Source organism: Streptomyces sp. NPDC087300 (assembly GCF_044744425.1).
In the GTDB taxonomy this organism is placed as follows: Bacteria; Actinomycetota; Actinomycetes; order Streptomycetales; family Streptomycetaceae; genus Streptomyces.
The window spans coordinates 406,351-418,617 of the sequence record NZ_JBIUYI010000007.1; the positions used below are offsets into that span (position 1 = coordinate 406,351).

Annotated in this window: 9 protein-coding genes and 1 tRNA gene; 4 read left to right on the forward strand and 6 right to left on the reverse strand. The window is 73.2% G+C overall.

What is annotated here, in order from left to right; all coding sequences use genetic code 11:
- Positions 1–8: 8 nt before the first annotated feature.
- From ACIO9J_RS30135 to ACIO9J_RS30150, 4 genes are all read right to left on the reverse strand, one after another.
- Positions 9–596 carry a 50S ribosomal protein L25/general stress protein Ctc gene (locus ACIO9J_RS30135; RefSeq protein WP_402006425.1) on the reverse strand — a complete coding sequence of 196 codons (588 nt, stop codon included), beginning with the start codon at positions 594–596 and terminating at the stop codon, positions 9–11.
- A gap of 212 nt (positions 597–808) precedes the next feature.
- Complete coding sequence (locus tag ACIO9J_RS30140) at positions 809–1,783, reverse strand: ribose-phosphate diphosphokinase (RefSeq protein ID WP_402006428.1); 975 nt, start codon at positions 1,781–1,783, stop codon at positions 809–811.
- Positions 1,784–1,899: 116 nt separating this feature from the next.
- Positions 1,900–3,333 carry a bifunctional UDP-N-acetylglucosamine diphosphorylase/glucosamine-1-phosphate N-acetyltransferase GlmU gene (gene glmU, locus ACIO9J_RS30145; protein WP_402006816.1) on the reverse strand — a complete coding sequence of 478 codons (1,434 nt, stop codon included), beginning with the start codon at positions 3,331–3,333 and terminating at the stop codon, positions 1,900–1,902.
- Positions 3,334–3,514: 181 nt separating this feature from the next.
- Positions 3,515–3,586: transfer RNA gene (locus tag ACIO9J_RS30150), tRNA-Gln, on the reverse strand.
- Between the two features lie 334 nt (positions 3,587–3,920).
- On the opposite strand from ACIO9J_RS30150, the gene ACIO9J_RS30155 reads away from it, so the two are divergent.
- On the forward strand, positions 3,921–5,249 hold the full coding sequence (locus ACIO9J_RS30155; RefSeq protein WP_402006430.1) for a sensor histidine kinase: 1,329 nt from the start codon (positions 3,921–3,923) through the stop codon (positions 5,247–5,249).
- 90 nt (positions 5,250–5,339) lie between these two features.
- Here ACIO9J_RS30155 and ACIO9J_RS30160 read toward each other — a convergent pair whose 3' ends face one another.
- Both ACIO9J_RS30160 and ACIO9J_RS30165 read right to left on the reverse strand, forming a co-directional pair.
- A complete protein-coding gene (locus ACIO9J_RS30160) occupies positions 5,340–5,864 on the reverse strand; it encodes an SUKH-3 domain-containing protein (RefSeq protein ID WP_402006433.1) in 525 nt (174 codons plus the stop codon).
- 77 nt (positions 5,865–5,941) lie between these two features.
- The gene (locus ACIO9J_RS30165; protein ID WP_402006436.1) at positions 5,942–6,526 is read right to left on the reverse strand and encodes a YwqJ-related putative deaminase; all 585 of its coding nucleotides are present in this window, start codon (positions 6,524–6,526) and stop codon (positions 5,942–5,944) included.
- A 295-nt stretch (positions 6,527–6,821) separates the two neighbouring features.
- Here ACIO9J_RS30165 and ACIO9J_RS30170 point away from each other — a divergent pair, with 295 nt between their 5' ends.
- The 3 genes from ACIO9J_RS30170 to ACIO9J_RS30180 all read left to right on the forward strand — a co-directional run bounded on the left by ACIO9J_RS30170 (position 6,822) and on the right by ACIO9J_RS30180 (position 12,163).
- Positions 6,822–7,799, forward strand: coding sequence for an SMI1/KNR4 family protein (locus ACIO9J_RS30170; protein ID WP_402006439.1), 978 nt, complete (start codon positions 6,822–6,824; stop codon positions 7,797–7,799).
- Between the two features lie 7 nt (positions 7,800–7,806).
- Positions 7,807–10,722 carry an SUKH-4 family immunity protein gene (locus ACIO9J_RS30175; RefSeq protein WP_402006441.1) on the forward strand — a complete coding sequence of 972 codons (2,916 nt, stop codon included), beginning with the start codon at positions 7,807–7,809 and terminating at the stop codon, positions 10,720–10,722.
- A 538-nt stretch (positions 10,723–11,260) separates the two neighbouring features.
- Positions 11,261–12,163: a cellulose-binding protein gene (locus tag ACIO9J_RS30180; RefSeq protein ID WP_402006444.1), complete on the forward strand. Its 903-nt coding sequence runs from the start codon at positions 11,261–11,263 to the stop codon at positions 12,161–12,163.
- Positions 12,164–12,267: the final 104 nt, after the last annotated feature.

Below are 12,267 nucleotides of genomic sequence, written 5' to 3' on the forward strand. Positions count from 1 at the left end.
CGCGAGGCTCAGGCCTCGGCGGCCGCGTCGTCGGCACCCTCGGCCGGGGCCTCCTCGGCCTGCGCGGCCAGGACCTGGAGGACGACGGTGTCGCCCTCGACGGCCAGCGTGGTGCCGGACGGCAGGGTGATGTCCTTGGCGAGGACGGACGCGCCGGCGTCCAGGCCCGCGATGGAGACGGTGACCGACTCCGGGATGTGGGTGGCCTCGGCCTCGACCGGAAGCGCGTTCAGGACGTGCTCCAGGAGGTTGCTGCCCGGGGCGAGCTCGCCCTCGGTGTGGACCGGGATCTCGACGTTGACCTTCTCGCCGCGCTTCACGAGGAGCAGGTCGACGTGCTCGAGGAAGCCCTTGATGGCGTCGCGCTGGACGGCCTTGGGGATGACGAGCTCGGACTTGCCCTCGATGTCGATGGCGAGCAGCACGTTGGACTGGCGCAGGGCCAGGTTCAGCTCGTGGCCGGGAAGGGTGATGTGCGCCGGCTCGTTGCCGTGGCCGTAGACGACCGCGGGGACCTTGTTCTCGCGGCGGATGCGACGGGCGGCACCCTTGCCGAACTCGGTGCGGGACTCGGCGGCGAGCTTGATCTCGGCCATGACTACTCCTCGTAGGTCAGACAAATCGCTGGACGGAGTCACCCGGCCATACGACTTACTGGCCTGCTACGAAGAGCGCGTCGATAACGGACCGCCGCACACAAGTGCGGCCTCCCTCGCCGAGCAACTTTGACAGTCTACTCGGCGGGGAGGCCGCCTCAAAGTCGATCACTGGTGCCCTCCGGGCACGGGCGATCTTCCGATCGCCGTGCTTACTGCTCCTCGAAGAGGCTCGTCACCGAACCGTCCTCGAAGACCTCGCGCACCGCGTTGGCGATGGTCGGCGCGATCGAGAGCACCGTGATCTTGTCGAGTTCGAGGGCGCCCGGGTCGGGCAGCGTGTCCGTGAAGACGAACTCGCTGACCTTGGAGTTCTTCAGGCGGTCGGCGGCGGGGCCGGAGAGCACGCCGTGCGTGGCCGTCACGATGACGTCCTCCGCGCCGTGCGCGAACAGGGCGTCCGCGGCGGCGCAGATGGTGCCGCCGGTGTCGATCATGTCGTCGACCAGGACGCAGACGCGGCCCTTCACGTCACCGACGACCTCGTGGACGGTGACCTGGTTGGCGACGTCCTTGTCGCGGCGCTTGTGGACGATCGCCAGCGGGGCGCCGAGGCGGTCGCACCAGCGGTCGGCGACGCGCACGCGGCCGGCGTCGGGGGAGACCACGGTCAGCTTCGTGCGGTCGACCTTGGCGCCCACGTAGTCCGCGAGGACCGGCAGGGCGAAGAGGTGGTCGACCGGGCCGTCGAAGAAGCCCTGGATCTGGTCGGTGTGCAGGTCGACCGTGAGGATGCGGTCCGCGCCCGCGGTCTTCATCAGGTCGGCGACCAGGCGGGCCGAGATGGGTTCACGCCCGCGGTGCTTCTTGTCCTGCCGGGCGTAACCGTAGAACGGCACGATGACGGTGATGGAGCGGGCCGACGCGCGCTTGAGCGCGTCGATCATGATGAGCTGCTCCATGATCCACTTGTTGATCGGAGCGGTGTGGCTCTGGATCAGGAAGCAGTCGGCGCCGCGCGCCGACTCCTGGTAGCGGACGTAGATCTCGCCGTTGGCGAAATCGAAGGCCTTCGTCGGCACGATGCCGACACCCAGCTTGTGTGCGACCTCCTCGGCCAACTCGGGGTGGGCGCGGCCGGAGAAGAGCATCAACTTCTTCTCGCCGGTCGTCTTGATCCCGGTCACAGCACTGTCTCCTCAGAGAGTTCTTCCCGCTGCCGTACTCACGCGTCCCGGTGCGTCGAGTCGGCCGAATGTGTGCACCTATCACGGTACGCCGTGTCAGACGCACCTGTTTCCGGTCAGCTTTCGCCGGCCGGTTCCCGGGACGCCGCCTCCGCCGCCTTCGCGGCCGCGCTCCCCGGACGCTTGCGGGCCACCCAGCCCTCGATATTCCTTTGCTGGCCCCGGGCGACGGCCAGTGAACCGGCCGGCACGTCCTTGGTGATCACGGACCCGGCGGCGGTGTAGGCACCGTCCCCGACCGTGACGGGAGCCACAAACATGTTGTCCGAACCGGTCTTGCAGTGCGACCCCACCGTCGTGTGGTGCTTCGCCTCGCCGTCGTAGTTCACGAAGACGCTGGCGGCACCGATGTTGGAGTGGTCGCCGATCGTGGCGTCGCCCACGTACGACAGGTGGGGGACCTTGGTGCCCTCGCCGATCGTCGCGTTCTTCATCTCCACATACGTACCCGCCTTTGACCTCACCCCAAGCCGGGTGCCCGGCCGCAGATACGCGAACGGGCCGACGCTCGCCCCCTCGCCGATCTCCGCGCTGTTGGCGACGGTGTTGTCGACGCGGGCCCCCGGGCCCACCGCGGTGTCGTTCAGGCGGGTGTTGGGGCCGACCTCGGCGCCCTTGCCCAGGTGCGTGGCGCCCTGGAGCTGGGTGCCGGGGTGGACGATCGCGTCGCGCTCGTAGGTCACGGTGGCGTCGAACCAGGTGGAGGCGGGGTCGACGACGGTGACGCCGGCCAGCATCGCGTCGGTGAGCAGGCGCTCGTTCAACGTCCGGCGGGCCTCGGCCAGTTGGACGCGGTTGTTGATGCCCGCGATCTCCTCGTGGTCCTCGGTGACGGCGGCGCCGACGCGGTGCCCGGCCTCGCGCAGGATGCCGAGGACGTCGGTGAGGTACTCCTCGCCCTGGCTGTTGTCCTTGCGCACCTTGCCGAGGGCGTCGGCGAGCAGCTGTCCGTCGAAGGCGAAGACACCGGAGTTGATCTCGCGGATCGCGCGCTGGGCGTCGGTGGCGTCCTTGTGCTCGACGATCGCGGTGACGGCGCCGCTCGCGCTGTCGCGCACGATGCGGCCGTAGCCGGTGGCGTCGGGGACCTCGGCGGTCAGCACGGTCACGGCGTTGCCGTCGCCGCCGTGGGTCGCGGCGAGCTTCCGGAGCGTCGCGCCGGTGAGCAGCGGGGTGTCGCCGCAGACCACGATGACGGTGCCGTCGACCGAGCCGCCGAGCTCGTCGAGGCCGATGCGGACGGCGTGCCCGGTGCCGTTCTGCTCGCGCTGGTAGGCGGTGCGGACCCGCGGCGCGATGGCGCCGAGGTGCTCCTTGACCTGGTCGCTCTGGAAGCCGACGACGGTGACGAGCTGCTCGGGCGAGAGCGCGTCCGCGGCCTCCAGCACGTGCCCGATGAGGGAGCGGCCGCAGATCTCGTGCAGGACCTTGGGGAGGTCCGACTTCATACGGGTGCCCTCACCCGCCGCGAGGACGACGACGGCTGCCAGTGGGGCCTCCCCCGCAGAAGCGGAGCCGACTGCTTGGGGAACGTTGGCGCTCACGGGGATGCCCTTCGGCCTCGGATGGTTGGGGGTTCCTCTTGGGGAGGACATCCGCAGGATACCGGGGCGTAGGGGCGTGGAAATGGGTGCGGGTCCCGACCACACGGTCAGGACCCGGAAGGTACAGCTCCCCCGCCAGGACTCGAACCCGGACAGATGGCACCAAAAGCCACAGTGCTGCCAATTACACCACGGGGGATTGAAACGGCCTGAGCCGGACATTGTGTCGGGCTGTCGGCCGGGCACCCAACACTATGCCGCACCGGGCGCCTCCGACGCGACGATACAGATCACCTCCTTCGCGAACTCCCCGTGCGCGGCCCCCGCCTGTGCCCGGCGGAGGTGATCTCCGTCATGATCGTCGCCGCCCCGCAATCGATCCGGAATGCGGGCGTCCGGCGGGGAATCGTGAGCGCTTCCACAGGTCGCGGGATATCGGTGGGTTTCGCTTCCCTTCGAACGGGGCGTGTGCTGGATCACCGAGCCGGAAACTCACCGGAAAACCGGGGTGGAACGCCCGTACGCTGGAAGACATGACCACGACGGGGGACGACCGCACCACGGCCATGACCGGGCCGTGGTGGTGGGAGAGGTGGCGCGGCGCCGTGCTGGACGCGGGGCTCGCCGTGGTGTCGGCGGCGGAGTGCGGTGCCGAGGGCGTGGAGTTCTCGCGGGACGCCGGGCTGCCCGCGGCGGTGGGGATCGCGTTCGGTGTGCTCGCGGGTTCGATGCTGCTCTTCCGGCGGCGCTGGCCCATCGCCGTCGTCCTCATAGCCATCGCCATCACCCCCGCCCAGATGGGCGTCCTGCTGACCGTCGTCGGGCTCTACACCCTGGCGGCGTCCGAGCTGCCGCGCCGCATCACGGGCGCGCTGGCCGGCATGTCGATGGCGGGCACGCTGATCGTGGCGCTCGTGCGGACCAGCCAGGACATGGCCAACGACAGCGCGTCGCCCGCCATAGGCAGTGAGTACGTGCCGTTCTTCGCGGTGACCGCCGCGATCGGGGTGACCGCGCCCCCGGTGCTGCTCGGTCTGTACGTGGGCGCGCGGCGCCGCCTGGTGGAGGGCATGCGGGAGCGCGCCGACAGCCTGGAGCGGGAGCTCATGCTGCTCGCGGAGCGCGCGGAGGAGCGCGCCGAGTGGGCGAGGAACGAGGAGCGCACCCGGATCGCCCGCGAGATGCACGACGTGGTCGCGCACCGGGTGAGCCTGATGGTCGTGCACGCGGCCGCGCTCCAGGCGGTCGCCCGCAAGGACCCGGAGAAGGCCGTCAAGAACGCGGCGCTCGTCGGCGACATGGGCCGCCAGGCCCTGACGGAGCTGCGCGAGATGCTCGGCGTGCTGCGCACCAGCGTCAACACGAAGAACGCCAAGCCCGCCGAGCCGGTGCCGCTGGCCGCCGTGGGGCACGCGGCCGCCGCGGCCGCCTCCCGCGCGGAGGACGAGGAAGGGCCCTGCCTCGCCGAGCTGGACGAGCTGGTGGGGCAGTCGCGCGCCGCGGGCATGGCCGTCGAGCTGTCGGTGGAGGGCGAGCCGCGCGGCTACGCGGCCGACGTCGAGCAGACCGCGTACCGCGTGGTGCAGGAGGCGCTGACGAACGTGCACAAGCACGCGGCGGGCGCGAAGACCTACGTCCGCCTCGCGCACCGCACCGCCGAGATCGCCATGCAGGTGGAGAACGAGCCGCCGCCGGATGGCGACGGCTCGGCCGACGCCAGGCTGCCCAGCGGGGGCAATGGGCTCGTGGGCATGAAGGAGCGGGTCATGGCGCTGGGCGGGGTGTTCGTTTCCGGGCCTACGGACGGGGGCGGGTTTCGCGTGTCGGCGGTCCTTCCGGCGGCGGCCGCAGCGGCAGGCTGAGCACTCCGCGCTCTGCGGGCCGGTGGTGGCTGGGCGCGCCCACGCGGCGAAGCCGCACATGTCACAGTCCCGCGCCCCTTGGGGGGCGCCTCAGCTCGCCGAAAGACGGGTCGGCTGGGCCCCCGTGACCAGCGTCGCGAGTGCCTGGTCGATGTGCGGGCCCAGGAACCAGTCGCCGCTGTGGTCCAGGCTGTAGACCCGGCCCTCCGTGTCGATGGCGAGCAGCGCCTGCGTCTCCGTCTCCTCGCCGATCGGGCACACCTCCGTATCCAGGGCACGGCCCAGGTCGCCGAAGGTGCGGGCCAGGTGAAGGCCGTACATGGGGTCGAGGTGCACGGTGGCCGGGGCTATCTGGCGCCCCGGGCCCTGCGGGGTGATGTGCAGTCCGCCGAACTCCGCCCACGCCTCGACGGCCGCCGGGAAGACGGCGTGCCGGTGCCCCGCCGGTGAGGTGTGGCGGCGCAGCACGTCCGCCCAGATCTCCGCCTGCTTGATGTCCCAGCGCCCGGCGCGCCAGCCCGCCGCGCGCAGGGCGGCGTCGACGGGGACGGGGAAGCGGGTGGTGCCGCCGCCGATGGCCGCTGAGGCCGTCGTGGCGGTGTGGTCGGCGTGCATGGGGTGGCCCTCGTTCGGTCGGATGGGTCGTCGGATGGACGGTGGGGCGTCGGTCCGGCTGGTGTCCGGTGCGACGGTCAGGACTCGTTCGCCGTCGGGTCCACCACGCGTACGCCGAAGTGCGAGGTGAGGGCCGTGCAGGAGCGGCACGGCCGGGCGAAGCCGCCGTGCAGCGGGTCGCCGTCCTCACGGATGCGGCGGGTGGTGAGCTTGGCGTGTTTGAGCGCCTTGCGGGCCTCGCCGTTGGTCATGGGTTTGCGCGCGGCCCGTTTGGAACGGCTCGCGTCGGCCGCCGTGAGGTGGCGGGAGATGAGGATCGCCTCGGCGCAGCGCCCGGTGAAGCGCTCGCGCTGGCCGCTGGTGAGGGTGTCGAGGAAGTCCTGGACCAGCGGGTGCAGCGCGGGCGGTTCCTCGCCGCGGCCCGCGGTGCACGTGAGCGTGGTCTGGCCGCGTACGGAGAGGGCGGCCGCGACGGTCGGCAGGATGCCGTCGCGGCGCTGGCGCAGGACGGGCGCGTGGGCGGCGATGGCGCTCCAGCCGACGCGGGGGTCCCCGCCGCCGCGCGGGTCGCCGTGGCCGCCGGGCTCCCCCGCGCGTGGGTCGTCGGGTGCCGCCGCGGTGGTCCCGCCGCCTCCCGCGGTGGCCGACGTGTGGTCGGACATGCCGCTCCGTGCCGTGTGCATCGTGCTGTTCGCCTCCCCCTGCTCGCGGTCGTCACCGCGTCCGCCACGCCCCCGCGTCGCGGAGACAGCCTGCCAAATGGGGCGGGTGGTGCGGAAGCTGGGGCACTGCGACACGCCTGGCTTTCCGTTCACTTTCGCCGCACGGTGACCGTCCGGTGGCTGCTGGTCATGGAACCGGAGGCCCGGTGACCGGTGTCGTTCTTACGCATAGGCTGTCGACATCCGCAGGGCCATGAAGCAGGAACCATCCACAGTGCCGCAGGGGGCAACCGCCATGACGACAGGTCGGCTGGGGCAGCAGTCCGCGCCGCCGAACGCGGCCTACGCCGGGCAGGTCGTGCACTTCCCGGACCCGGTCCGGGCCGCGCGCCATCCCAGAGGGGTGCGGGTGGACGAGCACGGTTACCCGGACTTCTCGTTCTACGCGCGGGCCGCCGCCGAGATCGCCGAGCCCCCGGAGGGCTTCGGCGTCGACGAGCTGCGCCTGACGGACTACGTGTCGGCGAACGCGGCGCTCGCGGCCTCCGGGCACGACCTGTGGGACACGATCCCCGCGGTGGCGACGCCGCACGGCTGGACCTGGCACCACGTGCCGAACAGCCGCCGCCTCGAACTGGTGCCTGTCGAGGTGAAGGCGCTCCTGCGCCACCACGGCGGGCTCGCGACGACCTCCGTCGACCAGGAGAAGAGGGGCACGCGCCCGCTCCAGGAGACGCGCCCCGCGCACTTCGGCCTGCCCAAGGCGGCGGTCGCGGTCACCGAGCAGCAGATCCAGGGCGTCGAGGAGGACCTCGGCTACCGGCTGCCCGGCGCCTACCGCTCCTTCCTGAAGGCGGCGGGCGGCTGCGCCCCCGTAGGCGCCGCGCTCGACGCGGAGCTCGGCCTCCTGCTCGACCAGCCGTTCTTCACGGTCAGGGACGAGGCCGCGGTCAACGACCTGGTCTACGTCAACAAGTGTCTGCGCGACCACCTCACCAAGGACTACCTGGGCGTGGGCTTCGTGCAGGGCGGGCTGCTCGCCGTGCAGGTCAAGGGGGACCGGGTCGGTTCCGTGTGGTTCTGCGCGTACGACGACGCACGTGACCAGGACGCGTGGCCGCCGCCGGAGCGGGTGCGGCGCCTCCTGCTGCCCTGCGGCGACGACTTCGACGACTTCCTGTGCCGGCTCGCGGGCAATCCGCCGGAGCTGGAGACCGTGGCGAACCTGATGGTGGACGGCGGCTTCGCGCGCGCCGTCCCGGTGGGGGAGTGACTTGGCGATGGTGACCTTCGCACAGGCGCAGGAGCGCGCCGAGGAATGGATCAACGGCGACGTGCCGGGCTACCAGCACCAGGAGGTGCGGGTCAGGGAGTTCGACCTCGGCTTCGTCGTCTGGGCCGAGGACCGGGCGAACGGTCCGGTGTCCGACGGCGGTGCCCAGCGGCTCGTCATCGCCCGCGACAGCGGCGAGGCGACGCTCTGGCCGGGCCTGCCGGTGGGTGAGGTGATCCGCAGGTACGAGGAGGAGTACGGCCTGCCGGACGAGGCGCCCCAGGACGCGGCGCCCGCGCCGCCGGAGCGGGTCGACCTGAACCAGACGTCGTTCCTGCTCAGTCCCCCGGAGTGGCTCCAGGAGGCGGCGGACAAGCTGGGCATCCCCGACCGGCGCTCCGGTTCGGCGGCGCCCGCGGCTCCCGCCGCCTCGGCCTCCGCTCCCGACGCCGGTACGCCGTGGCCCGCCGCGCCCGGCGGGGACCAGGGCCCCGCGGTGGACGAGAGCCTGGCGGCGACGTCGCCCGGCGCGCCCGCGGGGGCGACCCCGTGGGCCGGTACGGACACCAACGCCGATGACGGCGAGGACCTTTCGGTCCCGGCGCCCGCGACGGTGTTCGCGCCGCCGCTGGTCGTCGAGGACGACGCGGAGGAGCCGAAGCCGAGCGTGGCACCGGAGGCCAAGACGGCCCTGATGCACGGCGGCAGCGGCCTCCCCAAGACGGCCCTCGCCCCGGCACTCGGCGACCACCCGGCCCCGGCGTCCCCCGACGCCCCGCAGCCGCCCACGGGTTCACCGACCCCGCCGCCGTACGGGTATCCGCAGGGTCCTGGTGCGTCCAACGTGCCCCAGCCTCCTGTGAGTTCGCCGACGCCTCCGCCGCCGGACCCCTCCGCGTACGGCTATCCGCAGGGTCCTGGTGGGGCGAACGCGCCTCAGCCGCCCGCGAGTTCACCGACGCCTCCGCCGCAGGACCCCTCCGCGTACGGCTATCCGCAGGGTCCCGGTGCGTCCAACGCGCCTCAGCCGCCCGCCGGTTCGCCCATGCCCCCGCCGTCGCACGGTTCCGTGCCGCCCGGTGCCGGGGACATCGCCGATGCCGCGACCAGCAAGGCGCAGGGGCCGCCCCAGGGCGCCCGTGGCGGCGGCTCGGCCACACCGCCGCCGCCCAGTCCGCCGGGCGTGCCCGCGGGCAGTACGCCGCCGCCCTCGGGGCCCGGTGCGCCGGGGACGCCCGCCGGTGGGTACGTGCCGACGCAGCTCGTCTCGTCGCTCGGTCCCGACGGACCTCAGTCCCCGCCCCAGCCGCCCGCGGCGCCCGGTCCGCCCGGTGCTCCGGGGACGCCGCCGGGTGGTGTGCACCATGCCGCGACGATGCTGGCCGATCCGAGCATGGGCGGTCCCGGTGGGATCAAGCCGCCGGGTGCGCCGCAGCCGCCCGGTCCGCCTGGTGCGCCCGGTGCACCTGGGGCGCCTGGGGCGCCTGGGGCGCCTGGTGCACCTCAGCCTCCTGGTGCACCTCAGCCTCCTGGTGCACCTCAGCCTCCTGGTGCACCTCAGCCTCCTGGTGCACCTCAGCCTCCTGGGCCGCCCGGTGCTCCGGGGACGCCGCCCGGTGGTGTGCACCATGCCGCGACGATGCTGGCCGATCCGAGCATGGGCGGTCCCGGTGGGATCAAGCCGCCCGGCGCCCCGCAGCCGCCCGGTCCGCCGGGGGCTCCCGGTGCGCCTGGTGCACCGCAGCCGCCCGGTCCGCCCGGCACCCCCGGTGCCCCGCCGCCCGGCAGCACCCCGCCCCCCGGCGGCGGTGTCCACCACGCCGCGACCATGCTGGCGGGGCCCGCGGTCGGCGGTCCGGGTGCGCCCGGCATGCCGCCGCCGCCCGCGCCGGGGCAGCCGGGTCCCGGCGGCGGTCAGCCGTACGGCTATCCGCAGCCGCCCGTCGGGCAGCCCACCGTCGGCCCCGGCTACCAGGCCGTGCTGCGCTACCGCGCGGCCGACGGCTCCGAGCAGCAGCTCATCCGCCGCTCGGCGCCCGGCACCCCGCACCCGGAGTGGCAGATCCTGCACGAGCTGCGCGGCATGAACGTGCCGCCGCAGCAGGTGCTCGAACTCCACACCGAGCTGGAGTCCTGCGAGCTGCCCGGCGCGTACTGTGCCCGGATGATCCGCGAGACCTGGCCGCAGGCGCGGATCACGTCCATCGCGCCGTACGGCACCGACCACGCTTCCCGGCAGGGCGGCATGCAGCAACTCCTTGCGCACCAGGGGGAGTTGCACCAGGTGGCGGACGGGCCCGCCCGCCCGGCGCCGGTGCGTGCGCCGCTCCAGCAGATGCCGCCCGCGCAGCCGATCCCGCCGGAGGGCATCGCGCAGGAGCTGGCCGCGGCCTTCGGCCCCGGCATCTTCCGCTTCGACCAGCGCGCGGTGTCCCGGCAGGGCGTGCCGGACATCGTCGCGCACACCCTCGTGGTGGCCGGTCTGCCCGTCGACTTCGGGCCGTTCTTCTGGGCGCAGGCCCAGCCGGGACGTCCGGTGCCGACGCTGGCCGAGCTGGCCCAGGAGCGCGGGGTGCAGCCGGCCTCCGACGCGGGCTCGTACCTGGTCATGGGCAGCGACTTCGGGCGTGCGCTCTGTGTCCAGTACGGGACGGCGAACATCGTGGCCGTGCCGGTGGAGGCGGGGCCTGGCGGGGCGCCTGTGCCGCCGCAGTTCGTGAACACGGGGCTGCCGGAGTTCGCTCGTTGTGTGGCTCTGCTCGGGCGGATGTGGCGTCTGCGGTTCGGGCTCAATCAGGAGCAGGCGGGGAGGTGGACGGTGGACTTCCAGAATCAGCTTGCCGTGCTTGACGCTGCCGCTTTGGCTTCGCCGGAGAGTTGGTGGTCCGTGCTGCTTGAGCAGATGTGGGACGGGTTGCTGTAGGTCTTTTTCGGGTGCGGGTGGGCTGTGGCTGGTCGCGCAGTTCCCCGCGCCCCTTTAGGGACTGCGCCGTTCCTCGCGCCCCTGAAGGACTGCGCAGTTCCCCGCGCCCCCAGGAGATCGCGCCGTTCCCCGCGGTCTCAAAGCGCTGCGCCGTTCCCCGCGCCCCTAAAGATTGCGCAGTTCCCCGCGCCCCTAGATCGTTCCCCCGCGCCCCCAGCCCTCCCTGCGCCCCTAGATCGTTCCTCCTGCGGCCCCAGGCCCCCCGCCGCCCCCAGCCTCTTCCCCGCGCCCCCTAGATCGGCCCTGACGCGCTCAGTCGGGTCCGTCGAGCCCGTCGAGTCCGTCCGGCCCGTCGGGGGCGTCCGGTGTGGGGAGAATGTCGTGTGTGACACACCTGTTCCGACTTCTGGTGGGGGTTGGCGCATCCTTGAGCGGGTGGGGTGGGCGGAGTGTCGCGTTATGAGCGGTTCCGCTTGATCCATCAAGATGTGCGCCAATCGCGCGCTGCGCGCGAGGTACGTCGGAGAGGGGATCCAGGATGAGCAGCAGCGGTGCACCGTCGTCGCCGCACGGCTTCGTCACCGTGCGCGGACGCGGCTACCGTCCCGAGCGGGTGGAGGCGTTCGCGGCCGGGCTTTCGCGGGAGCGGGACGACGCGTGGGAGCGCGCCGCCCGGCTGACCGTCCTGGCCAAGGACATGGAGACGCAGGCCGAGCACCTGCGGGACGCGGTGTCGCGCCTTGCCCCCCAGACGTACGAGACGCTCGGCGACCGGGCCCGGCAGATCCTGGCGCTCGCCGAGACGGAGGCGTCAGCCGTGCACGCGGCGGCCGACGCCGACGCACAGCGCGCGGCGGACGAGGCCGCGGCCGACGCCCACGCGGCCGCCGACGCCGCGCGGGCCTACGCCGACCGGGTGGCCGCCGCCGTCGACGACTGGGCGGCACGGCGGCTGCTCGCGGACCGCGCGACCGCCGACGAGGCCCGCGTCGGCGCCCGGCGGGACGTGAAGGAGTGGCGCGGCGAGGCGCTCGCGGTGCTGCGCGAGATGCGGCAGCACACCGAGGGGCTGCTCGCGGAGCAGGAGAAGGAGCACGCCGAGCGCTGGGAGGCCGCCGAGCGGGAGATCGCCGAGCGCGAGGCCGCGGCGCAGGCCCGCGAGGCGGAGCTGGTCGCGGCGGCGGAGGCCCGCCTCGGCGAGGCCGAGCGGGCCCTCGCGGAGACGGCGGAGTCGGCGCGGCACGGCCAGGAGGACGCCGAGGCGCGCGGCGCCGAGGTGATCGCCGAGGCGACGCTGCGGGAGGAGCGGATCGCCCGCGAGACGGAGCGGGTGCTGCGCGAGCACGGCGAGGAGTGGGACGAGGTGCGGGCCCACATGGACCACGTACGCAGCAGTCTCGCCGCGCTGACCGGCCGTGCGCCCGCGGAGGACACCCCCTGACCGCCTCCCGGGCGGCCTGAGACGCAGGTCACATCCGGTGCTGTCACATCCGCGCGGTCCGCCGCGTCAAGGAGGTGTAATCACCGGCAAGGACATCGGGAGTG